The 23877-nt window shown below is 34.3% G+C and carries 19 protein-coding genes; 8 read left to right on the top strand and 11 right to left on the bottom strand.

Going from position 1 to position 23877, the window contains the following annotated elements:
- Window positions 1-17 precede the first annotated feature (17 nt).
- The 5 genes from ltrA to bsdtb5_RS01160 form a co-directional block, all read right to left on the bottom strand.
- Entirely contained in the window at window positions 18-1436 is a 1419-nt protein-coding gene (ltrA, locus tag bsdtb5_RS01180) for a group II intron reverse transcriptase/maturase (RefSeq protein WP_271712004.1), read from the bottom strand.
- 509 nt (window positions 1437-1945) lie between these two features.
- Window positions 1946-2620, bottom strand: a complete 675-nt coding sequence (locus bsdtb5_RS01175; RefSeq protein ID WP_271714229.1) for a hypothetical protein — start codon at window positions 2618-2620, stop codon at window positions 1946-1948.
- Between the two features lie 136 nt (window positions 2621-2756).
- The gene (locus bsdtb5_RS01170) at window positions 2757-4121 is read right to left on the bottom strand and encodes an anti-sigma-I factor RsgI family protein (RefSeq protein ID WP_271714228.1); all 1365 of its coding nucleotides are present in this window, start codon (window positions 4119-4121) and stop codon (window positions 2757-2759) included.
- The gene (locus bsdtb5_RS01165) at window positions 4118-4711 is read right to left on the bottom strand and encodes an RNA polymerase sigma factor (RefSeq protein ID WP_271714227.1); all 594 of its coding nucleotides are present in this window, start codon (window positions 4709-4711) and stop codon (window positions 4118-4120) included. The genes bsdtb5_RS01170 and bsdtb5_RS01165 overlap by 4 nt, the downstream gene beginning before the upstream one ends.
- A 320-nt stretch (window positions 4712-5031) precedes the next feature.
- Window positions 5032-7419, bottom strand: coding sequence for an ABC transporter ATP-binding protein/permease (locus bsdtb5_RS01160; RefSeq protein ID WP_271714226.1), 2388 nt, complete (start codon window positions 7417-7419; stop codon window positions 5032-5034).
- Between the two features lie 468 nt (window positions 7420-7887).
- Between bsdtb5_RS01160 and bsdtb5_RS01155 the strand changes: the two genes are divergently transcribed.
- Entirely contained in the window at window positions 7888-8562 is a 675-nt protein-coding gene (locus bsdtb5_RS01155; RefSeq protein WP_271714225.1) for a response regulator transcription factor, read from the top strand.
- The gene (locus tag bsdtb5_RS01150) at window positions 8559-9587 is read left to right on the top strand and encodes a HAMP domain-containing sensor histidine kinase (RefSeq protein WP_271714224.1); all 1029 of its coding nucleotides are present in this window, start codon (window positions 8559-8561) and stop codon (window positions 9585-9587) included. Before bsdtb5_RS01155 ends, bsdtb5_RS01150 begins: the two co-directional genes overlap by 4 nt.
- 215 nt (window positions 9588-9802) lie before the next feature.
- Here bsdtb5_RS01150 and bsdtb5_RS01145 read toward each other — a convergent pair whose 3' ends face one another.
- The gene (locus bsdtb5_RS01145) at window positions 9803-10342 is read right to left on the bottom strand and encodes a C40 family peptidase (protein ID WP_271714223.1); all 540 of its coding nucleotides are present in this window, start codon (window positions 10340-10342) and stop codon (window positions 9803-9805) included.
- 337 nt (window positions 10343-10679) lie between these two features.
- Between bsdtb5_RS01145 and bsdtb5_RS01140 the strand changes: the two genes are divergently transcribed.
- Window positions 10680-11144 (top strand): sigma-70 family RNA polymerase sigma factor, encoded by a 465-nt coding sequence (locus bsdtb5_RS01140; protein WP_271714222.1) that lies wholly within the window; start codon window positions 10680-10682, stop codon window positions 11142-11144.
- A 13-nt stretch (window positions 11145-11157) separates the two neighbouring features.
- Window positions 11158-12546 (top strand): DUF4179 domain-containing protein, encoded by a 1389-nt coding sequence (locus tag bsdtb5_RS01135; protein WP_271714221.1) that lies wholly within the window; start codon window positions 11158-11160, stop codon window positions 12544-12546.
- Window positions 12547-12713: 167 nt separating this feature from the next.
- Here bsdtb5_RS01135 and bsdtb5_RS01130 read toward each other — a convergent pair whose 3' ends face one another.
- The 5 genes from bsdtb5_RS01130 to bsdtb5_RS01110 all read right to left on the bottom strand — a co-directional run bounded on the left by bsdtb5_RS01130 (window position 12714) and on the right by bsdtb5_RS01110 (window position 19990).
- Window positions 12714-13391 carry an ABC transporter ATP-binding protein gene (locus bsdtb5_RS01130; RefSeq protein ID WP_271714220.1) on the bottom strand — a complete coding sequence of 226 codons (678 nt, stop codon included), beginning with the start codon at window positions 13389-13391 and terminating at the stop codon, window positions 12714-12716.
- Window positions 13392-13410: 19 nt separating this feature from the next.
- Complete coding sequence (locus tag bsdtb5_RS01125; RefSeq protein WP_271714219.1) at window positions 13411-15996, bottom strand: ABC transporter permease; 2586 nt, start codon at window positions 15994-15996, stop codon at window positions 13411-13413.
- A 469-nt stretch (window positions 15997-16465) separates the two neighbouring features.
- Window positions 16466-17434 (bottom strand): sensor histidine kinase, encoded by a 969-nt coding sequence (locus bsdtb5_RS01120; protein WP_271714218.1) that lies wholly within the window; start codon window positions 17432-17434, stop codon window positions 16466-16468.
- An 84-nt stretch (window positions 17435-17518) separates the two neighbouring features.
- Window positions 17519-18211, bottom strand: coding sequence for a response regulator transcription factor (locus tag bsdtb5_RS01115; RefSeq protein WP_271714217.1), 693 nt, complete (start codon window positions 18209-18211; stop codon window positions 17519-17521).
- Window positions 18212-18433: 222 nt separating this feature from the next.
- On the bottom strand, window positions 18434-19990 hold the full coding sequence (locus bsdtb5_RS01110) for a leucine-rich repeat domain-containing protein (RefSeq protein WP_271714216.1): 1557 nt from the start codon (window positions 19988-19990) through the stop codon (window positions 18434-18436).
- 323 nt (window positions 19991-20313) lie between these two features.
- Between bsdtb5_RS01110 and bsdtb5_RS01105 the strand changes: the two genes are divergently transcribed.
- The 4 genes from bsdtb5_RS01105 to bsdtb5_RS01090 all read left to right on the top strand — a co-directional run bounded on the left by bsdtb5_RS01105 (window position 20314) and on the right by bsdtb5_RS01090 (window position 23514).
- Window positions 20314-20910, top strand: coding sequence for a hypothetical protein (locus bsdtb5_RS01105; protein WP_271714215.1), 597 nt, complete (start codon window positions 20314-20316; stop codon window positions 20908-20910).
- Between the two features lie 41 nt (window positions 20911-20951).
- Entirely contained in the window at window positions 20952-21632 is a 681-nt protein-coding gene (locus bsdtb5_RS01100; protein ID WP_271714214.1) for a response regulator transcription factor, read from the top strand.
- Between the two features lie 168 nt (window positions 21633-21800).
- Window positions 21801-22724, top strand: a complete 924-nt coding sequence (locus bsdtb5_RS01095; RefSeq protein WP_271714213.1) for an ABC transporter ATP-binding protein — start codon at window positions 21801-21803, stop codon at window positions 22722-22724.
- Window positions 22717-23514 (top strand): hypothetical protein, encoded by a 798-nt coding sequence (locus tag bsdtb5_RS01090; RefSeq protein WP_271714212.1) that lies wholly within the window; start codon window positions 22717-22719, stop codon window positions 23512-23514. The genes bsdtb5_RS01095 and bsdtb5_RS01090 overlap by 8 nt, the downstream gene beginning before the upstream one ends.
- The last annotated feature ends 363 nt before the right edge of the window (window positions 23515-23877 follow it).

Here is a 23877-nt window from a genome sequence, read left to right as displayed (position 1 = left end):
CGGTATACGGCGGTTCTTTAGTTTTCACATATTTTCAAGTAAAACTCAGAGAATGTGGGATAACCCCATTCTCTGAGTTTTTCATTATTCAAGGCAAACTGTACCATTCTATTGTTGCTACAGTTCCATATTCCTTGGCGCATATTTGCGTGCCATTTTATAAAGGCTTCGTTCATACCTAGTTCCTTTAGTTTTCGATATTTCGTTTTTGTCTTCTTCCATTGTTTCCAATAGATTGCTCTTATTCTATGGCGTAACCATTTATCTATCTCCACTAGCATTTTATTCATATCTGCTAATCCAAAGTAGTTTATCCACCCTCTAATAAACTGTGTCAATTTCAGTGCTCGATATTCATTTCCCCATCCATTATGTCTGTCAGTAAGCTCTCTGATTTTATTCTTCATCTTAACTACTGATTTTGGGTGTATTCGAAATCTGCATTTTCCCTTGTATCTATAGAAGCTATATCCAAGGTATTTGACTTTGCTTATATGTGCCACACACGTCTTTGAGTGATTTACTTTTAGGAATAGTTTTCCCTCAATGTATGACACTATGTTGTTCAAGGTTCTTTCTGCACTTTTCTTACTTTTGCAGAAAATCATACAATCATCTGCATAGCGAACAAACCTATGTCCTCTGTTTTCCAGTTCCTTATCCAACTCGTTCAGCATTATGTTACTTAGAAGAGGACTCAATGGTCCGCCTTGTGGCATACCAACTTCTGTCTTTTCGAACATCCCTTTGCTAATAACACCAGCATTAAGATATTTGTGGATAAGCGATATTACTCTCCCATCCTTGACAGTTCGTGATAGAACTTCTATGAGTTTGCTTTGACACACTGTGTCAAAGAACTTTTCCAAATCCATATCTACCACATATACATAGCCATCGTTGACATTCGTTTGGCATTGTTTCAGTGCATCGTGTGCACCCCTGTTTGGTCGAAAACCAAAACTGTTTCCAGAAAACTGTTTCTCGAAGATTGGAGAAAGTACCTGTGTAATCGCTTGTTGAAATACTCTGTCAACTACTGTTGGTACTCCCAGTTTTCTAAACTCGCCTTTTGTTTCTTTGGGTATTTCCACCCTACGGACTGGGGTTGGTTTGTATTTTCCATCTTTTATCTGTTGGATAAGTTGCCTTTGGTTATCTCTCAGAAAGCCTAGAAGTTCATCCACGCTCATTCCATCAATACCGCCTGCTCCTTTGTTTGATTTCACTTTCTTGAAAGCCTTGTTAAGGTTATCTTTGTGTAAAATCTGTTCCATTAGATTGTCCGTCTGAAAATCTGTGATGATGTCGTTGTTTTCAGCAATCCTTTGATGGGCAAACACTTCTGCATACTCTTTCTGTTCCGCAGATACCGTTTGCAGATAGTCCTCTCTATGAAGTTGTCTGTTCTTAAATCCATCTTTGGTTACATTCATTTACTCACATCTCCTAAAGTTCAGTCCTTCCTACTATGTTTGCAACCACAGTAGTACTATGACCTCTGCTGACTTCTCGCCATTCGTTGTTACTACAGATTTCATACTCTGTTTCCATCTGCTGACGAGACCTCCCTAGGTACCACACGTTTCTTTCTCTCCATCCATCTGCCACATTTACCACAGTTAATTCCGAGTAGTTATAGGACTTCGGTTTGAGTAGCAACCTTATCCTTAACTGTAGCCTGATGTGATTTCTATTCGTCAGACCAGAGATTTGCCTCCACCTTCCTTCGGATTCCACCTCACGATGGACACCCTTGGTTTTGGCTGTATCCTTCCCACTACTAGGGCGGATTAGGGACTTTCACCCATTAGAAACGTGCGCCGCTAGGCGCACTACGTAAAAAAAAGGGAGTCAGACGACTCCCCTGTTACATTCATAGGCATTCTACCTTATTCTAAGAATCGCCTATTCATTATATGTTCTTTATCAAAACAAAAAATGCTTATTGTGCTGCTTGTACATCTGCTGTTTCTGTTGCTGCGTCAGCTGCTTCTGCCGCTTGTTCAGCTGCTTTTTTAGCTGCTTCTGCTGCCTTTTTTGCTGCTTCTTTTGCTTCTTTCGCTTCTTTTTTGGCTGCTTTTTCTGCTTTTTTAAGTTCTACTGCTGCTTTAGCTGCTTCTTTTTTTGCTTTAGCTGCTTCTTTTTTCGCTACCACTAATGCCTTCTGAGCTTCTTTTTTTGCTTTTATTGAAGCTTTTTTAGCTGCCTTTTTTGCTGCAATTTCTGCTTTTTTTACTGCTTTTTTCGCTTGTGCTCTTTTTGCTGCTTCAGATTTTTTTACTTTTTCTAATAATTTAGATGCTTCTTCTGCTTGGTTTTCTTGTTCATCTGCTTCTGTTTCTGCAGCTTCTACTTCGTCTTGAGAATCTTCGTTAACTTCTGTTGTTTCTGTATTTTGTGTAACTTCTTCTTGAGAGTCTTCATTTACTTGTGTTGTTTCTGTATTTTGTGTTGCTTCTGTAGTATCTGTATTTTCCGTTGTTTGTGTTGTTTCAACAGCTACTGTATCTCCAGTAGTTTCACTAGCATATGTGATTGTTGGTGTTGTTCCCATTACTGTTACCGCTGCTAAAACTGCTGCTGCACTGTACTTAAAAGCCTTTAAATTTTTTCTCATATTAAAATCCTCCTCTTATGTTTACACTTTATTGGTTTAATATAAGGATTCATTCCCTTATATTATAATAACGCAGGTAATATTCATTTTATTGCATCATATTTTAAAAATTTTTTAATTTTTTTCTATCTGTTTTTTATGGCTTACTTTTTCCCTTATCCTGTCCTGTCTCTACAGAACTATTTTTATTTAAATCATCTTTCGATTGGTTAGCGTTAGTATCGCTATCGACTTTCCCTGAATTGACTTCCTCATTAACTCCATCATTACTATCCTCTTCTTTAGTGGCACTAGTATCTCCCTTACTCTTAACCCCCTCTGAGTTGGTTGTACTTGTTTCTTCCTTGCTCTTAGCCTTCTCTGAGTTGGCAGTACCTGTTTCTCCCTTGCTCTTAGCCTTCTCTGCGTTGGCAGTACTTGTTTCTTCCCTACTCTTAGACTTTTCTGGTTTGGTTGTACTAGTTTCTCCCTTATTCTTGCTCTTTATTGGTTCAGTAGTATTATTTTGTTTCTTGCTCTTTTCTGGTTTTGTTGCACCATTATCTTTCTTATTCTCATTAGAGTTCTTGGTAGTGTTTCTCTCTGCATTACCCTTTTTATCTGATTGAGTGTTATCATTTTTCTTATTCTTATCTTTGTCTGATTGTAGATTCTTCTCTTCTTTTGTTTTTTCTTTTGTTGAATCTGTTTTTTCTTTCTTATCTGTTAAAGGGGTATCTTCCACAGCATTGAGATCATCCTCATCAACCTGAATTGACTTATGGAAGACGACACTATTTTCTTTTGAGAGAGCAAGTAATTCCGTCACTGACTTAGACGCAAGTGTGTCGATTGTAAATGTCTCATTGTAAGGTAATATTTCCTGAATAAGTTTAAGCTTTCCTACAGACACATTGTGTTTTCTTGCTAGAGTAGAAGCATTCTTATCCTTAGTAAATACCTGCCTTATCACTTGAGGAGTAATCTTCTTCTTTGATAAATTCTTTTGAATCACTTGATCTAGGGAAAGGGCAATTATATCTGCTTTTTTTGTATTTCTATTTTCAATTGATACCATAACTACATTCTTATCCCTACGAATATAATGTTCACTTACCATTGTAGTTACAAGCTGATCTACCACATGGTCCAGATTCGATGTCTTTAACCTTACTTTATCAATAACCTTCTTTGCATCTTTATTTAGCGCCTTTACTGATAATACACGTTCCTTTTTATTAACAACAATTTGAATACTTGGATTGACATCTAAGGTGATTACACTATCTGGAGTTCTATTTTGTACGAACCAACCTGAAAAGCAAAGAAGAACAATCATGCAACAGGTAAATGCGGCAGAAAACTGTTTAAGATGCTTTGTTTTATGGCTATTCTCCTGTTTTGTTATATAATCATGTTCTGACATTTTAACTATAGGAAGCTTTGATAGATATTCCATATCTAGGGTTGGCGCTTGATGAATCGCTCTTTGTATACTTTTCTCAACTTTACATTGATTCACTTGTTCACCTCCTTGTCTAATAGATATTTTTTTAATTTTTTCAAACCTCGATGGTATTTTGATAATGTAGTAGATAGCGGTATCCCAAGATTTTTTGCTATTTCATGAAATGCAAAACCAGAGATAGCATGAAGCAATATGATTTCTCTTTCCCTCTCGTTCAATATGGTCAAAGCAGCCTGCAGCACCATTTTATCTTCCCTATTCGTAACATAGGAAAAGGAAAGATCATTCTCAATATCCTCTACCTCAATGCTATCAATACGAGATCTTGTTCTAAGCTTACTCATTGAAAGATTACGCGCTATGGTAAACACCCAAGCCATAGGTTTTCCCATGGGTTTATATAGATGCGCCGCACTGCGAATCTTTAAATACGTATCTTGTAACACATCTAAGGTATCTTCGTGATTTCTTAATATCGATAATATAAACGCATATAAACTTTTCTCTGTTATTCGATATAGTTCTTCGAAGGCTTCCATATCATTATCCGCAATTTTTATAAATAAATCTTCTTCTATTCTGAGCTTCTTATGGTGATTCGAGCGTTTTTCTGACGTCTCTTCTATGCTGCAAAAAATCATCATATAGCGTATCCCCCTATTATTACAACGTTAAAATATTACTTATTATTGCACCTAATTTTAAAAATTTAAAAATATTTCACATAATAGTTTTCACTATAATCTATTTTAAAGCCTTTTGTCATTGTGTGAATCATCTATCATTAACATAGATCTTATTTTGGCTATCAACTAAATAAAAGATAGATGCGCGAAATCGGTTTTATTTCACGCTCCTATCTTTTATCGACATAATTCGATTCTTTAACTAGTTATAAATTCAGGTAATACTTGTATAGAAATTAAGATTAGATATGAATTATATTCTACTTCTAACATTAATATTATTCACTTCTAAGAGCCACAACAGGATCCTTCTTCGCTGCCATTTTAGCTGGGATAAATCCACCTATTAAAGTAAGAACAACGCTTATAAGAATTAGAATAACTGCATGGATTGGATTCAACTGTGCTACATTCTTAAGATCTGTAACATTATACAGAACCGCATTCACTGGTATTGTTAATAGATAACTAATTGCAATTGCAAAGATACCCGAGGAAGCCCCAATAATAAAGATCTCTGCATTAAATACACGCGTAATATCCTTCTTTCTAGCACCAAGTGCTCGTAGCACACCGATTTCTCTTGTTCGTTCTAATACTGATATATAGATGATGATACCAATCATAATCATAGAAACAACTAGTGAGATTCCTGCAAATGCTACTAGTACAATGGTAATTGCATCCATAATATTTCCAGACAGATTCGTAATCATTGCTGCCATATCCGTGTATTGAATCTGATTCTTCTCCTCTAGCTTTGTATTCCATTTGTCTAGATAATCCGTAATCTGTTCTTTTGCTTCAAAATCAACTGGATAGATGGAAATGGAACTTGGAATATTAGCTGCTCCAAGAGCCTCTAGAACATCCTCCTTTGAGAGTGTTACTTGACCACTGTTTCCACTCATCATATTAGGCGCGCCATTACTACTTGCAGAACCAGGTGAACTCATGGCAACTCCGCTCTCACTCTCTTCTGCTAGTATGCTTCCATTCATTACATTATAATCTACTTTCTGCTGTGCTTTTACGATTTCAGAGTTTTTTGCATTCGTAATAAAATCTTTTGCAAGTTCATCCGAATATGCAACCCCTGCTGATAATGCCGATATATTTACGTCTTTTTTGATACGAGCAATACCGCTAATTCTTAGTGTAACTGCTTGTTTACTATTATATAGATTGGATAGATCCGTAGGCGTTCCATCAATTACAAAATACTTACCAGCTTTCTTATAGTAATCATCATTATAGATTAGCTTAAATTCTGTTCCTACGATAGTGTCATAGTCAATACTATCTTTATCATCCGCAAAACCAAGTGCTTTTAATATATTTTTATCAATCTGATTATATTGATCTGTCACAAGTATTAGGTCAGTCTTCGATTGTGGATACTCACCTGATAGCATGTCATAATATTCTTTTATATAATTATCTTTGAAACTATTGTCTTTACTAGGATATGTCATAAATCCAGCAGCACTCATACTTAGCGAAGTGGCTTTTCCATCTTCCATTTTCAGAAGATTCATATTAACATTTCTTGTATAGGAGATACCATCAAGAAGTGAAGTGTCTAGTTTTTCAACATAATTTACATACTCTTTTGTAATCTTATTCACATGAGCGTTACTTTCCTCACTCGTATCATATGGATAGATTACATTCGTATCAGGGAATTCTTTCAGTTTTTTATCTTTATCTCCTTGCATCCTAGGTGCTGTTTGCATTGAGATTGCAGTTTTACCAATTGTAATTGGATAATTCGAAAGGGAGTCTTTTTCAAATTGATTAATTTGTTTATCAAATCCGTTGGATAAAGATAGGACAATCGCAACACCAATGATACCAATACTAGAAGCAACCGCAGTAATTGCAGTTCTCCATTTTTTAGTTGTAATATTTTTTGCAGAAAGTTTAAGTGCAGTTAGGTAATTCATGCTGGTCTTTTTGGGATTGTATTTATTATTTATACTGGATTCAAGAAAAGGATATGAATCATCCACTACCTTTCCGTCTGCAAATTGTACGATTCGATCTGCATATTCGGTTGCAAGTTCTGGATTATGGGTAACCATAACAACAAGTTTTTCTTTTGCTATCTCTTTAATCAACTCCATGATCTGTACGCTTGTTTGTGTATCAAGTGCGCCAGTAGGTTCATCCGCAAGAATAATATCTGGATCATTCGCAAGTGCTCTAGCTATTGCAACACGCTGCATCTGGCCTCCCGATAATTGATTTGGCTTCTTATGCAGATGCTTACCAAGGCCTACCTTTTCAAGAACATCTAAGGCTTTCTTATGTTTTTCAGCAGAAGATACCCCGGATAATGTCATTCCCATCTCAACATTATCAATAATACTTAGATGAGAGATTAAGTTATAACTTTGGAAGATGAAACCCACACTATTATTTCGATAAGAATCCCAATCCGATTCCTTAAACTCTTTTGTTGAGCGTCCATTTATAATTAAGTCACCGTTATCATATTGATCAAGGCCTCCTAGTACATTTAATAATGTTGTTTTACCAGAACCACTTTTTCCTAGGATCGCTACAAATTCACTTTCTCTAAAATTAAGGCTAACACCATCTAATGCAACTTGTTTAAAATCTCCAGTTACATATGTTTTACATATATTCTTTAGTTGTATCATACGAATACTCCTTCCTTTTTTTCTTAGTATATCCCTATAATTTAAACTGAACATCAATCCAATATCAACTCAATGTGAACTTTTACGTTCTTTTTGTTGATGTTGAATTGATAATTGTATGTTAAGATAACAATATAAAAAAATTTACAGTGTAAAAAGCCTTATTGGGCTTACTGAGTGTATATCGCTGTATAATTATGAATTTTGGCTACCTTTCCCTTAAGCATCATATTTTTTTCAAGCCTCAGAACAAGTAAAAATACTCACTCACGTTCCTATTTTCACTTTGAGTCTTAACAAAATATAAACGATGCTTTCGGCCGGATTACGCCAAAATTAATAATTATACAACGATATACACAATGTAAGTTATGAAAGGCTTTTGATATCGAATCATATGCAGGTAATTGCAAAACTATTAGAGGTTCGCAATTACTTAGATAATATTAAAAATAAGGAGGATGTGTAATGTTTAATATCTTAGTTGTGGAAGATGATAACGAACTTAGAACGCTTTTTATCACTGTTCTTGGAAAGCATGGATATAATCCAATTGGAGCACAAGATGGAAATGAAGCAATTGAGGTTCTCGATAAAGAATATGTTGATCTAATAATAACGGACATTATGATGCCTGGTATGGATGGATTCACGCTTACCAGGACGCTTAGAGAGTCAAACTACACTCTTCCTATTCTTATGATTACCGCTAAAGAAACTTTTACTGATAAACAGCAAGGATTTCGGGCTGGTACCGATGATTATATGGTAAAGCCAATTGATGTGAATGAGATGGTCCTTCGAGTAGAAGCACTTCTTCGTAGAGCTCAGATAATCAATGAACGCAGAATCAAGATTGGTAGTACTCTTTTAGAATATGATTCGCTCACGGTTTATTCCGAAGATACGGAAACTGTTCTACCTCAAAAAGAATTTTATCTTCTATATAAATTAGTATTCTCAGCAAATCATATCTTTACCAGGCAACAACTAATGGATGAAATATGGGGAATGGATTCAGAAACCGAAGCAAGAACGGTTGATGTTCATATTGGACGTCTGCGCGATCGCTTTCGTGATAATAAAGATTTTGAGATTGTTACCATACGTGGATTAGGCTATAAGGCGGTGAAGAAAGTATGAAGAAGAAGGCACCTATCAAAATGGTGGTTTTATTCGCTTTTGTTGTTTTCATGATTGTTACCTTATCCATGCTAGTTGTAACAACCGTTGCTTGGATCTTATCTCACTTTCTGGTAGCAAACAAACCACACCCAGTTTTAGCAATTTATATTATATGTATAACATCTATAGCTATTAGCACCGTATTTGCTAGAATTGGTGGAAAACAAATATTATCCTCTATTTCCATGTTAAATGATGCAACAAAAGAGGTTGCAAAAGGTAATTTTCACGTCAAAATCTCAGAAGATATTCGCGCAGTCGAAATTAAAGAGATGACTCATAATTTTAACATAATGGTAGAGGAATTATCGAATACTGAGACCTTTCGAGCTGACTTTATCAGTAATGTATCCCATGAATTCAAGACTCCTATCGCCGCAATCGAAGGTTACGCCACACTTTTACAGAATAAATCCATTAGCGAAGAAGAACGTGATGAATATATTAAGAAAATTCTATTCAATACCAAGAGAGTATCCAAACTAACAGGTAATATTCTACAACTTTCACATCTTGAAAATCAAGAAATCCTTCCAATTAAAAAGAATTATTGCCTGGATGAACAACTTCGTAATGTAATTCTTCTTTATGAAACACAGTGGAGCGATAAAAATATTAATCTTGATATTGACTTAGATCAGGTTATATACTATGGCAATGAAGAATTTTTAGCACAGGTCTTCTCTAACATCTTTGGAAATGCAGTAAAGTTCACACCTGCTAATGGTGATATTAGCGTAACACTGAGTCAAGAGGAATCTATGGTTACAATAAAAATATCAGATAGTGGAATCGGTATGAATGATGAAGTTCAAAAAAGAGTCTTTGAGAAATTCTATCAAGGAGACAAATCACATTCCTCCGAGGGAAATGGTTTAGGACTTGCACTCGCAAAACGAATCGTAGATTTATTTCAGGGTACCATAGAGTTATCTAGTAACGAAGGGAATGGAACTACTTTTACGATAAAGCTTCCTAAATGAGAATAAAATTTTTCTACTAATCATCTTCATGTAATCCAACTTAATTATTTCTCTATAATTAATTCTCTCTATAATCCCCCACACTTGATACAACCTATATAGTAACAGTAACAATAGAACTGTTTACTATATAGAGATAGATCAGGTGTGGTGTTTGCAGCTACATATAATATACTAACTTCTATGTAAAACCAATACATTCTTAGTTAAGTAAATTATCCAACATAGCTTACCATCTTAACTGGCTTTCTATATTTATAATATGTAACACGAATACCTGTCCTTGCACTACTTGCGCTTATTACTTTCCCTTTACCAATATAGATTCCAACATGATTAATTCGCCCACTTCTTGCATAAAAGATTAGATCTCCTGGTCTTAATTTACTTTCTGAAATAACTTTTCCTCCAGTAGCTTGCGTTCTAGAGGTTCTTTGAATTCTGATTCCATTATCACGAAACACTGATTGGGTAAAGCCAGAACAATCTGCTCCTCTCGTCAGACTTGTTCCTCCCCATACATATGGATTCCCTCTAAATTGTAATGCATAACGAACAATTTTCTTTCTTAATTCAGTCTTTTTATCTGCCAATGCTACTCTTCTATTGCTTGTACTACCGCTTGTACTCTCACTCACAGTCACACTTGCACTCGCATTTACCTTAGTATGAGCACTTGACACCGCAATGTTACTTATTGATAAAAACAAACCTATCACACATAAAGCCATAATTCTATACATACTTACTTTCATACTTATTCTCCTTAGTAACATATTTCGTATTTATTAATACTTTTTTATATTTGTTACAGATATATTACAACTTTAATATGGAGATTTAAAGGAGAAATTGTAAAATACAATTATTTACCTAGTATAAAACTTCAATATATTCCTTAATTATCAAATAAATAATCATCAACATCTGAGAATAGCCCACAATCGAGTGCTGTCAAAAATATTCTTGTTTACTCACAATGCTTGTATATTTCTAGGGATTAAATGTATTATAGTAGTCATGAAACTATTTTCCAAATCATCAATAAAAATCATTATCTAATGCATCTAATAATTAGAGGGGAGGATACAAATGGGAATTAGCAAAAGTGATTATATGGAACACATGGAACAATCCAAAGAAACCTTATACCGAATCGCATACAGTTATATGAAAGATCCAACTCTTGCCCTAGATGCATTAGATGAAGCATTTTATAAAGGATATATAAACCGGAAAAAAATAAAAAATCCTGAATTTCTAGGGACTTGGCTAACCAGGATTCTAATTAATGAGTGCCTTCAAATACTTCGTAAAAATAAACATGAACTATTAATAGATCAATTGCCAGAGGAATCTAGTGAAGTTTATGATAGGCTACCCTTAAAGGAAGCCTTAAGTAAGATTCCTGAGAATCTGTCAAACGTCATCTATCTAAGGTACTATGGTGGTTATACTTTAGCAGAAACTGCAGTAATTCTTGAGATACCACAAGGTACTGTTGCAACTAGAGAACGGAGGGCCTTAGCCCTATTGCGATTAGAATTAGAAGATTAGGAGGTTGACAATTATGGATAATGATCGTATGGAAGAATATCAAGACTCGCTTTCAGAAATCAAAGACTATCCCTTTGAATTAAACCAAATGGTTAAACACTTAAATCAAAGAATCGAATGTAAAAGGAGAAAAAGATTTCTAACAAGCTTATCAAGTATGGTAGCAGTCTTTCTTTTATTCGTTATTACAGTAAATAGTAACACTACCTTTGCAGAAGAACTATTTAAACTTCCAGTGATAGGAACCCTAGCAGAATATGTTCAATTCGATAAAGGACTTCAAAACGCAGTAAAGAATAAATATGTAAAGAAAGTTAATCTAATAGCTAAAAGTAATGGCTACACCTTAAGCCTTCCTTATGCTATTGCTGATACGAAACAATTGGTTGTCTTCTTTCAAGTACCAGAACATCTAAAGAAGAAGGAAAGTGATTTCATTAATGTCGATATTACTAAGATTGTAGATACTACATCAGGAAAAGAATATAAGGACTATATAAGTGAAACAAGCTACCCTACAGGAAACAGTGTTGATAAGAATCTTTATTATACTAGTATTCGTTCTGGCGATTATCCAATTCCTGAGAATTTAAAAATCTATGTTACGATGCGTAGAGAATCGCAATCGCAAGATACAAACTCAATAAATAACGATTCAAAGGCATCTAATGCTAAGGACACTTTCGAAACCACCCCAAACACCAAAAATGAAAAACTTGGAGAGTTTGTCTACGCTCTTCATATGGGCAAATATCCTGAACCGATTATTACAACTCTTAATAAGGATATTAAGGTGAATGGGCAAACCATTCATATTAATTCCGTAGGTCAGTATCCAACCGGAACTGAGATAAATATAAATATTCCCGATAATAATGACTACATTATCAATGGGTTGGATTTTAAAGTTATTGATAATTCAGGAAAATCATGGGGCAATCCAGGAGGTGTAACCGCAATAGGTCCTGATGAAAAGGGTAATACTCAGTATTTTTTTGAAAGTGATTATTTTCATTCCAATACACTTAATAAAATTAAGTTTGCTGGAATACGCATGTTGAAAAAATCAGAAGCAGTAATTACTCTTGATTTAAAAAATAAGACCATGGCACCTGAACTCAAAGACATACAGCTTAAAAATATTGAAAGATCCGGTAATAAAGCTTATATCACATTTTCATCGGACACGATTGGTTGCTTGGGACTCTTTCAACACGAATACAAAGATACCAAAGGGAACCAATTTGAGTTCCATTCCGAAAGTGGCACCTCTATGCAAAATAGTACTATGGAGAATTACCTAGCTACTGTATGGCCAAAAGATAATAAAGTTATTTTAACAAGATGTTTGTCACCTATGATAAAGCTAAAGAAACCTGTGGAGATTACGTTAGAAAAATAATATCTCTTTGATAAAACAAAATGGTGCAACCGCTTTAAGGTTGCACCATTTTGTTTTATCGTATTTATATACTAACTCAAAATTACTAGTTTAAATCTTTTCTATACTTACGAGTTTGAACTTTTTACTGGGAAGTTTGAATTATAACAATACTTTAAGATCTTATCCTAATCTCTTTCTCCACTCACGATCTTCCCGTCTTCAATACGAATAATCCTGTCCGCCAACTGAGCGATTTCTTCATTATGTGTAATCATAACAATGGTCTGATGAAAAGCTTCACAGGTTATCTTTAATAGCCCTAAAGCATCCTGACTCGTTTTGGAATCAAGGTTGCCTGTAGGTTCATCAGCAAGTATAATTGCTGGTTTGGTTGCAAGGGCACGAGCAATTGCAACTCTTTGCTGTTGTCCGCCAGAGAGGTTACTTGGTAAACTCTGTATCTTTTCGGTCAAACCTAACGTTTTTACAATGTCATTTATGTATATTTCATCTATTTTCTTACCATCTAACTTTACCGGAAGAACAATATTCTCCCATACATTTAGGATTGGTACTAGATTATATTGTTGAAAGATAAATCCAATCTTTCTTCTGCGAAAAATAGTTAATTCATCATCGCTTAATACACTTAACTCTTTCTCATCTACTGTGACCTCTCCACTGGTTGGTGTGTCTAGACCACCCAGCATGTGAAGAAGTGTTGACTTTCCACTTCCACTTGTTCCTACAATCGCTAGAAATTCTCCTTTTTCCACCTTTAGATTCACACCGTCTAGCGCTCGTACTTCGGTATCACCTTTTCCATAATATTTTTTTAATTCTTTTACTTCTACTATCGTCATGACGTCTCCTTTCAACGTTCTATTCCACCGTATTTATATTTTCTACAATGCTACTACCTCGAAGCCCTTTGGTTACTATTCTTGACACGACATTGCAAATAATAAGTGTAAGTATGCTCACTACGCCCAATATGAATAGATCATTCTGATAGCCAACTTGCAGATAACTGATCTGCGATCTGTGATATAAGTATCCGGTGATTGGGTATGATGCTATGCATGTCACTACAATTGATATTACACCCAATATCATATTTTCCAAGTGAATCATCTTACATATCATTTCATGTCGAATACCAATTGCACGATAGATACTGATCTCCTGCTTCCTGATATGAATTCGATATTTGAGATTGTTTATAATATTAATACAGGATAACACTAGAACTACAAACGCTATTCCATATGAATAGATTAGCTGCTTTCTAAATAAATTGTCCATATCACGTATCTGATCTATGATGCTTCTTGCCGTCGCACCCTCATTGTCAACCACTAGACTGATAAGTTTATTATTCACTTGATTTAGATATTTTTTCCCTAAGGATTGATCAACGGATAGGGTAATGGTGGCATAAGCTTTTTTCGGTACTATTTCCTTCATCTGATCCTCACTTATAATTATAGTTGGATACGCATTTGCCATATAAGTGACCTGTTTCATATAAGGATAGTATGCAATTGCGGCAATCTTATACTTTTTATAAGTATAGTTCGCGTCTTTATCTGTAAATTTATAATATTGGTTTTTGTTGGTCTTAAGGTCGGTTCGATATTTTAACGTTATTTCGTCTCCCGCTTTGTATTCCATAACATAAGCTCCCGACTTTGGATAACTCTGAGGTCTGCGCCAATCATTCTTTCCAATTGTCTTTGGCATATATAGAATAACAGAATCCTTCTTCATATTATCTGGATCATAATCTCCTTCCAGAAGATATTTATGAAGATTCTTTAGTGCAGTACTGTTATATGCTTTTAATTCTGTCATATAGAAAGAATCCGTTCCATCATTACCCTCGTAGCTATCAAATGGGAAGTCTCCCTTAGAGATTCTATCAAAGAAGTCAAAATAATTCTGATTTTTTATTATCTTTTTGTCATCAAGTACTCGAATTGGTAATGCCCTTTGAGTGCTAATCGCTCTTACACCTTTCATATTTTCAATCTGTTCTAATACCTTTTCTGATAGACCAGTGGTTATTAGATCATCATTAAATTTCTCCAATATAAAATCACCATTATAATAAAGCATCTGTTTTTGCAAACTATTCGTTGTATGATTGAGCTTTGCCTGATAGAATAATCCGATAAATAAGCTTGCTCCAATGCTTAAGGACAACACCACAAACACAATTGATTTGACATCATAACATACATACTTAAGGGCAATTGCTTTATAAGGCTTTTCCATTTTCTGAAATAGTCTCGTCATAAATACATGCTTTTTATTATTGTTAACCCCTAGCTCTCCTCGAATTATTGCAATGGCCGTCTTCCTATTAATCATGTGGCTAGTAATTTCTACAATAATCCCTACTATAACACCTACACCAACAATGCATAAGGCAATCTCTTCTATAGGAATGATTAACTGTATCCGATAAATCTTTCCCCAGAATATAAGCTCCATTGTCTTATCTCTCGTTAGCATATTCAGTGAGTAGGCGACTGCAAGACCCAGAATAACTCCTAGTGGTATACTAAGGAAATAGATCTCATACAGTTCTTTTGCAATTAAAGCTCGAATCTGTCTCTTTTGCATTCCAACTGCTTTTAAGATTCCATATTGGCTGCTTCGATTCATAAGAGAAATACGGTAAACCCCTGATATCACAACAGCACAGACACATAATAATATAAAACTAATAAGAAGACTCGCCTTACTTGCCTTAGACTGATAGTACGCGTAATCTACCACATCATAATTATAATGAATCTGCTTTCCTTTTAGATGATATTGATTTTTTATCTCTTTCCCTTCCTTTTTTATGTCTATGCCTTTCTTATACTTTAGAACTAAAGATGCATCTTTATAATCTTCTTGAAACTGGGTATAGATTTCAATGTTTCCATAAGTCTTATTTGCTGCATTATCACTAATAATACCAACAACTCGGTAGGTGACTGACTTCCAATCTTCCTTCGTACTTCCTGGATCCGATACTTTTACCGTGAACTCAGTATTTAACTCTGGCTTCACACCTAGATTCTTAAGACTCCATACCTCTGCAACAATCTCATTCTTATTTACTGGCATTCTTCCCTTGAGTATTCTAGTTCTCTCTTGTACATACTCTCCATTTGCTGCTATAATGGCAAATTTCTGATTCGCATCTCCCATCCCACTATACAGATATTTTTCAAGTTCAACATGCGTTAATCTCTTGTCATTACTGATTTCTTTGATCTGCTCTCTTGTCAGATCTTTCAATGCAATATCATATGCCCCTCGTACATACTGCCCTTGTAACGAGTCAATATTCTTATCTGAATGTGTTACGATAAATAAGCAGACCACCAATGCAATTGTCATCACCATACTGCATAAGATTGCAAGGGTATTCTTCTTATATTTTCTTATGTACTCTCTATGTAGTTTCATGGCTACCTCCTATATCATAAAATAATTAGGTAATCCTGAACCAGTAGGATTAGTTCTAAGATTACCTAAGTAGCTACAGCTTTATTAGCCTGTATTACTTTATAATACAGACGATATCACATTAATATCTCCAACTTGTTTCTCAAATGTCACAGTTTTGATATATTCTAATCTTATGGTTTACTAAGTAAATGACCTGCTTTTAAGTTATCTAGGTAATTTGCACAAAACAGAAAAACTCATGCTTCATTAAACATATATAAGAAGTTCTAGTTCTCAGATCATTTTGTGTAAAACATATTCTAGAACAGATAACTCGCTTCGCTCAAACAGATCTGTCCTAGAATATAACACCAAATGATCCGAGAACAAGGACTTCTAATACATGTTCAAAGGCGCATTCGCTTTTTCTGTTTTGTGCAAATTGCCAGGATAGATTATGAAGCAGGTCATATGTCGGGCACTCATCTTATTCTCTAAGTAAGAATACAGAAAATGTCGTCCCCTCATTGATCTTGGATTGTACCTTAATATACCCTTTTTGCGCACTAATTACCTCACGAGCTAGATATAATCCTACTCCTACTCCCTCACTATCACTCACCTGAATGGAGCGATAAAACCTCGTAAAGATCTTTGCTTGCTCCTCTTCTGCAATTCCGATTCCATTGTCCGATATATCAATCTTTAAAAATATCGTATAAGGTTCCACACTTACGGATACTTGTCCACCGGCAGGCGTATATTTGAGTGCGTTATCCACAATATTCACAAGAGCTTCCACGGTCCACTTTGCATCAAATACCGCGGTTTCTTCTGAATTTGCAACTAAGAATTCTATCCTCTTTTGATTTGCCTTTGCGCTCATCTGGCTTTCAATAGCGGTTAGAACAGACTGAATCTTATCTTTTTTTACATTTACCGTTATGATTCCGTTCTCCAATCTTGATAATTTAACGAGTGATTGAATTAGAAAATCTAATTTACTAGTTTGTTCCCTAATTGCAGCAATCTCATCCAAGGTTGTCTCATCATCTATGTTACCATCTGGTTGAAATGATTGCACTTTGATCTTCTTTTGCTTTTCTTCCAATAGCTCTGAATACAGCATAATATTAGCAATTGGTGTTACTGTCTGATGTGAGATATCCGAGATTAGGGTCTGAATCTTCTTCTTTTGCTCTGCTAGTGTGGTGGAAGATAATCGACTATCTTTTAAGAATCTCCACATACTATTCTCAATTGACGATAATCTTGTCTCATCAAAATGTCTCTGTTCAAATGATCCATCCATGGCTGAATCAATCATTTCCTGTATCTGCATCATTGATTTCTTCTTCCTTTTTGTATTGTATATGAACTGCCCTATTATAACTAACATCAGTATTAGGATTATTACAGCCATAACTACTATGACATATGTATTCTTTCCTATCATCGTTTCTTCCCCCAAAAGCTATTACTTAAATATCTTTTCATCCAAATAACATCCAACTACACTTCTGCAATTCAATCACCTTCATCATTTTACGATCCAAGTGTACCCAATTCCGTATACGGTTCGTAAATATTCTGGTTGATTTGAGTTTTCACCCAACTTATCTCTTAACCTCTTGATTGCCACCGTTAGGGCATGCTCTTCTACATACTCAGTATCTCCCAACCATACGGAATCAATTAATTTATCCCTAGTTAGGGTAGCTCCCTTATTATCAACTAATAACTTTAATAGCTTTTGTTCTGTTTTACTAAATTCAATGATTTCTCCTCGAACTTTAAATATCATTTGTTCAAAATCAAAATCGAAAAAGTCCATGACATAATGAGTATTTTTCTCTCCTTGATAATTCCGCAATTGTACCCCCACCCTTGCACGAAGCACCATTAAGCTAAATGGTTTGGTTATGTAATCATTCGCTCCTAGTTCTAATCCCATCACTATATCCGTCTCCATATTATTAGCTGTTATAATGATAACAGGAACTGAATACGAAGTTCGAAGCTTCTTAAGAAAATCAAGCCCATTCCCATCTGGTAAATTCACGTCCAACAGTATCAGATCAACTTTTTTCTGGTTCAACTGTTCCCACGCTTCTTCTAGTGTACGACATTGTAGAAACTCATATTCTGGACTTCTAAGTGCCAATCGGATTCCTTCATTTAATTTTTGATCATCTTCGATGATTAATATATTTTTTCTTATTACACTTATCATTCTTATATATCCCGCCTTGTATATTAGTTAGATTATTATAGCATAAATTAACTAAGATTAGAAATTTGTTACAAGCAATACAACTAAAAAATAATGGGGTATGTTCCAATGAAACCATACCCCATTATAGCTGTTATTATTATATTCTATAATTTTACTTAACTTTTTCCCTTTTGCAACTGGTTATAGATTTAATACTTTTCTACTCTTATTCAACAATCCTTATTTAATTACATTATACTTAATATGATATCTCTCAGCATATTTATAAGCATAAGAGCTCTTTTTACAAATAAACGTATATAAGTTATTATTTTTTCTATACGTTTTATCTATTTGAATTACCGAGTTTGGTATTACAAAACAATATACATCCGTTAAGTATGGAAGAGCTTTAATACCTTCTTGTAATATCAGCTTTTTCATCTTTCCTCCATTAAAAGAATCTCCCAAATGTTTTACCGTTTTTGGAATACTAATTTGTTGCAGGTTATTACAAGCAAAAGCATAATCTTCTATCGTCGTGAGCCCTTCTGGTAACTTGATTGTTCTCAATCCAGAATTTTCAAAAACAGAATCTCCTATTATCTTTAATTTCTTTGGCAAATCTATGTTACTTAGTTTCACACATCCTTTAAATGCAGCACTATGTATTGAGGTTAAAGAATTTGATAATGTGATTGATTTTAGATTATTACAGGATGCAAAAGCCATTGAACCAACTTCTGTAATTGTATTAGGCATCTTTACAGTTGTTAGTTTTGTATTATAAAAAGCCATAGACATAATTTTAGTTACACCTTCTGGTATTACAACATCCTTATTCGTCCCATTATATTTTAATAACATATGGTTTATCATAAAAAATTCATTGGTTGATTCATCTACAAATGCAGATCCTCTGAATGCATCTTCCGCAATATTTTTCACTGATTTTGGGATATTTACTTCTATAAGTTTTTCACATCCAGCAAAGGAAGAGAAACCAACTTTTTTAACTGATTCTGGTAAAGTAATACTTGTAAGACCAGCATCGTAAAATGCTTGATCACCAATTGTTATCAGGCTTGTTGGCAATTTTATATTTTTTAGGCTTTCACATTGATAAAAAGCATAATCTCCTATTTTCTCTACCGAGTTATTCATTATTACACTCATTAACTTAGTTTGCCCATCAAAGGCATTCGATCCAATAATCTTAACACTCTCTGGAATAGTAACTTTTTTCAATTCTGTTAAAGTAAATACGCCTCCACATATTACTCGAACTTGATTAGGAATCTCTATTAGACTATCTGTTCCATTATAATGAATTAGATTCCCATTTAAGATTACATACTCTTCAGTATGATTTTTTAGCCATTTAGTTCCTTCAAAGACGTCTCTATCCATAACGATTTCTTTATTGTTTATTTGTACCTGTTCCAGATTTTTGTCATTACAAAATGCTTGAATATCAATCTTTTGTACACTTGAAGGTATTACTATTTTCTTTAACTTTGGACAGCTCATAAATGAATTTTCACCAATATACGTTACTGAATTAGGTATATTAACAGAAGTAATATCACTTGATGCAAAAGCTTCCTTTCCTATTGACTTTACTGTGCTTGGAATTGAAACAGCCCCCCCTGAACCATTATATTTTACTAATACACCATTTCGAATATCAAAATTTTGTTTTGATGCGTGTATTATTGGAGTGTTTCCATAGGTAGACACTATTAATATTAGCGCTGCAAGCAATACAGCAAATACTTGCTTTTTCTTCTTTTTCATACTTTACAAATCCCTTCTAAATTTAAGTAACTTTATTATATTCTTGTATTATTTTACCACATTGGCTTATCTAAAAAAATTGTTAGCCTTATTAAGAATTCTTAATTTTACCTTAATTAGTTATTAATTGGAACTTAATATAATAATCGACTCTAAGACTAGCGTTTCTAATCAGAATTATATTGCAATCAATTCAATGTAATTCAATAAATCAATAATTATTACCATCCGACTATTTAACATTCACAAAAACAATTGTATAATAAAAAAATCTGGAGACTATTTGATAAATAACTTATAGAAAGGAAGGCCACATAAAAGTAATGAGACGAAGCAGGACAACTGATTATACGAATACTTATAGCGACTTATATAAACTTAAGTTACGCCCTAATTATAAAAATATGATATTTAAAGTATTTCTTGCTATTGTGTTTCTAATTGTATGCAGTGTTGTTATATATCTATTATCTAGAAAAGGTACTAATAAGGTTACGTTTCTAGTCCTTGAATTGTTATTCCAACTATTTATTACTTACTTTTTTTGTCGCTATGCATCATGTTATTTTGGTGAAGGAAAAGGATATATTAGAATTAAAAATGAATTTCTGGCATACCTACTTATTGATAGAAACGCAGGCAACGGACGTAATGTACCGCCTGAGAATACGGATAAGATGTCAATACAAGGATTGCTAAGTTATCTATTAGGCTTAACAACCTTATTTATAAAGTTAAGGTCAACTTTTTGGGTATTAATTGGATCTTCTAGAACACTCTCAGATGCAGAATCTCTTTTTACATCATTATCTTACTTGCTCCTAATATTAGCTTGTCTGATAACCGCTACAAAGTATGATATACTTAAAAGTAGAGAAAAAAGAAGATTTAACGGTAAGAAAAGAAGAAGGAAATGGTAATAATTAAAGAATAGAATCTATTATATAAATGAGGTGAGCCCATGGAAAAGATCTTAATAATAGAAGACAATAAAGATGTTAATCAGATGCTTAAGGAAACACTAGTGAATGACGGTTACGAAGTCCACTCCTCCTATGACGGTATGAGTGGCTTAAAAGAATTAAAGCTGAATCAATATGATATGCTTCTACTTGATATTATGCTTCCCTATCTCAGTGGAGATCAGATTCTTCGTGAACTAAGAACATTTAGCGATATTCCAGTAATCATACTTTCCGCAAAAGATATGGTGAGCACCAAGATTGATTTGTTAAAATTAGGGGCAGACGACTATATCACAAAGCCATTTGACTTAGGTGAAGTATCAGCAAGAGTAAGTACTCATCTTAGAAGATCGCATTTACATAAGATAACCAATCCGATCTTAATTTACAAAGACCTCGTACTTGATATGAATCTTAAAACAGTCATTGTAAACGGAATATTACTTGACCTAACTGCCAAAGAATATCAAATTATGGAGTTACTGATGTCCAATCAAGATAAATTATTTTCTAAAATCAATATCTATGAATCCATATGGAATGAGGAATACCTAGGAGATGACAATGCAGTAAAGACACATATGAGTAATCTTCGTACCAAATTAAAGAAAGCCAATGGAGAGAATGAATATATCGAGACTGTATGGGGACTTGGTTACCGTTTATGTAAGAAATAATATAATCAGGAAGGTACTGAACAATTACGAAATAATTATCTTTCTCTTTACCACTAAAACAGATTTCTTAACTTTTTCTAAACCTCTTTCTACTATTATGATTATGTAAGGAAGAACAAAGAACCGAATAAAGCATAAAGTTGCTACAATTGTAGTTAGGAGGCAGTTATGAAAGAGTATGTATTAAAAACAGAAAATCTCACAAAAGTATATAAAAATTTCACAGCACTTAACGACTTATCCCTAGGTTTAGAAAAAGGTAAAATATATGGTCTCATTGGCAAAAATGGAGCTGGTAAAACTACATTCATGAGAATCATCGCAGGTTTAAGTTACCCAACAAGTGGAACCATTGAGTTATTTGGAAAAACATCATTAAAAGAGTACAACCAAGAACTTTGTCGTGTTGGTTCATTAATTGAATATCCAAGTTTAAATGGTAAGATGACTGCTAAAGAAAATCTGAAAGTTCATCGAATCATGAGAGGAATACCAAATGATGAATTAGATGAGGAACTCTTAGTCTTAGTAGGATTAGGTGAAGTTGGCACTAAAAAAGTAAAGAACTTCTCCTTAGGAATGAGGCAAAGACTTGGAATTGCGATAGCTTTAATCTCCAATCCTGAGCTATTAATTCTTGATGAACCAGTCAATGGGCTCGATCCCGTTGGTGTTGTTGAGATTCGTAACTTGATAAAGAGCCTTTGTGAAGAACGTAATATAACCGTTCTAATCTCAAGTCATAACCTACCAGAGCTTTATCAGACAGCTACCGATTATATCATCATTGATCAAGGTAATGTAAAACAATGTCTTACCTTAGCAGAGTTAGAAGAACGCTGCGATCATTTTATAAAAATAGAATGTGACGAGCCAGAAAGACTATCCCAAATCATTGAGAGTAATCTTGCGGATGCAGAATATAAAGTAATGCCAGATAAGAGCTTAAGGCTCTTTGGATACAACGACGAGAAAAAAATGGTGTCGAAAATGATATACGAGCATGGCATCATACCAACTCATTTCTCCAACGAAGGAGAAACGTTAGAGAATTATTTCTTATCTGTGATTGGAGGTAGTCAAAATGATTAATTTAATTCGTGCTGATTTATATAAATTATCTAAAATGTTGATAGTTAAGATTAGTGTTCTCCTTTGCTTTGCAAGTGCAATTGGTATGGCAATCATACTACGAGGGGTTCATACCGGTACTTTTGATACAACTACAAGTACTAACGCCTCTTTACTTGTAGATATTATGTTGGTCTCCTTACTCGGAGCTATTATTACTGGAAGTTTTATCTCAGATGACTTTGAATCAAAGAATGTTCATAGCGAGATTGCTTGTGGAAGAGGACGATTTGCAATTGTTATCTCGAAAACCATAACCTATGCCATCATTATTATACTTATCACATTGCCTTATGCGTTAGTAGCTATCATAGGATATGCATCAGGAACTGCTTTCGCACCTTTGGTTGGTATTCCATCTCCATTCTTTGCAGTATTATCCGGTGCTACTGATCTTGCACCAAATGGGGCGAATATTGCGAAAAGCATTCTAATCTGCGTTATGATTATCTATCTTTATATTGCAAGATTAAGCATCTGCTTACCTATTGCATTTAAAGTAAGAAAGAATATTCCAGTTATCGTAGTTGGATTTTTAACAGCCTTTGTATTCGATATTATTCTTGCTCTATCTGCTAATATTAAGGGATTATCTGATTTTGTAAATAACCTTCCTTATGCATTTACTTTAAAAATGACATTAGATGCTAGTTCAACAACTATACTAAAAGCCTTTCTTTGCAGTACTGCTTTTATCATAGTTATGGTGAATAGCTCTTATAATCTTTTTAGAAAAGATGAGATTAAGTAATTCCTATAAGGCCCGACAAATGCTCTGTTTGGGAGGTAGTCTAGGGGATTTGCTTTGCACCAAACAGAAACACTCATGCTTCATTGAACCTGTATAAGAAGTTCTAATTCTCGGATCATTTTGTGAAGGACATATCCTAGGACAGATAACTTACTCCGCTCAGACAGATCTGTCCTAGGATATAACACAAAATGATTCGAGAATAAGAACTTCTAATACAGGTTCAAAGGCGCATTCGCTTTTTCTGTTTGGTGCAAATCGCCAGTCTAAGTTATGAAACAGAGCATTTGTCTAGTGTATTGCAGAATGATTAAATAACATATCTCAATGTTCTATGTTGATTGGAGGGTCAAAAGCCTTTCT

This window comes from Anaeromicropila herbilytica (genome assembly GCF_016591975.1).
GTDB classification, from domain to species: Bacteria; Bacillota; Clostridia; order Lachnospirales; family Lachnospiraceae; genus Anaeromicropila; species Anaeromicropila herbilytica.
The sequence above is the reverse complement of the archived record's forward strand: the minus strand, read 5'-3'. Positions and strand labels throughout refer to the sequence as shown.

Coding starts and splice junctions, on each gene's coding strand:
- ltrA (WP_271712004.1), bottom strand. CDS start 1,436: ATGAATGTAACCAAAGATGGATTTAAGAACAGACAACTTCATAGAGAG.
- bsdtb5_RS01175 (WP_271714229.1), bottom strand. CDS start 2,620: ATGAGAAAAAATTTAAAGGCTTTTAAGTACAGTGCAGCAGCAGTTTTA.
- bsdtb5_RS01165 (WP_271714227.1), bottom strand. CDS start 4,711: ATGATGATTTTTTGCAGCATAGAAGAGACGTCAGAAAAACGCTCGAAT.
- bsdtb5_RS01160 (WP_271714226.1), bottom strand. CDS start 7,419: ATGATACAACTAAAGAATATATGTAAAACATATGTAACTGGAGATTTT.
- bsdtb5_RS01155 (WP_271714225.1), top strand. CDS start 7,888: ATGTTTAATATCTTAGTTGTGGAAGATGATAACGAACTTAGAACGCTT.
- bsdtb5_RS01150 (WP_271714224.1), top strand. CDS start 8,559: ATGAAGAAGAAGGCACCTATCAAAATGGTGGTTTTATTCGCTTTTGTT.
- bsdtb5_RS01145 (WP_271714223.1), bottom strand. CDS start 10,342: ATGAAAGTAAGTATGTATAGAATTATGGCTTTATGTGTGATAGGTTTG.
- bsdtb5_RS01140 (WP_271714222.1), top strand. CDS start 10,680: ATGGGAATTAGCAAAAGTGATTATATGGAACACATGGAACAATCCAAA.
- bsdtb5_RS01135 (WP_271714221.1), top strand. CDS start 11,158: ATGGATAATGATCGTATGGAAGAATATCAAGACTCGCTTTCAGAAATC.
- bsdtb5_RS01130 (WP_271714220.1), bottom strand. CDS start 13,391: ATGACGATAGTAGAAGTAAAAGAATTAAAAAAATATTATGGAAAAGGT.
- bsdtb5_RS01125 (WP_271714219.1), bottom strand. CDS start 15,996: ATGAAACTACATAGAGAGTACATAAGAAAATATAAGAAGAATACCCTT.
- bsdtb5_RS01120 (WP_271714218.1), bottom strand. CDS start 17,434: ATGATAGGAAAGAATACATATGTCATAGTAGTTATGGCTGTAATAATC.
- bsdtb5_RS01115 (WP_271714217.1), bottom strand. CDS start 18,211: ATGATAAGTGTAATAAGAAAAAATATATTAATCATCGAAGATGATCAA.
- bsdtb5_RS01110 (WP_271714216.1), bottom strand. CDS start 19,990: ATGAAAAAGAAGAAAAAGCAAGTATTTGCTGTATTGCTTGCAGCGCTA.
- bsdtb5_RS01105 (WP_271714215.1), top strand. CDS start 20,314: ATGAGACGAAGCAGGACAACTGATTATACGAATACTTATAGCGACTTA.
- bsdtb5_RS01100 (WP_271714214.1), top strand. CDS start 20,952: ATGGAAAAGATCTTAATAATAGAAGACAATAAAGATGTTAATCAGATG.
- bsdtb5_RS01095 (WP_271714213.1), top strand. CDS start 21,801: ATGAAAGAGTATGTATTAAAAACAGAAAATCTCACAAAAGTATATAAA.
- bsdtb5_RS01090 (WP_271714212.1), top strand. CDS start 22,717: ATGATTAATTTAATTCGTGCTGATTTATATAAATTATCTAAAATGTTG.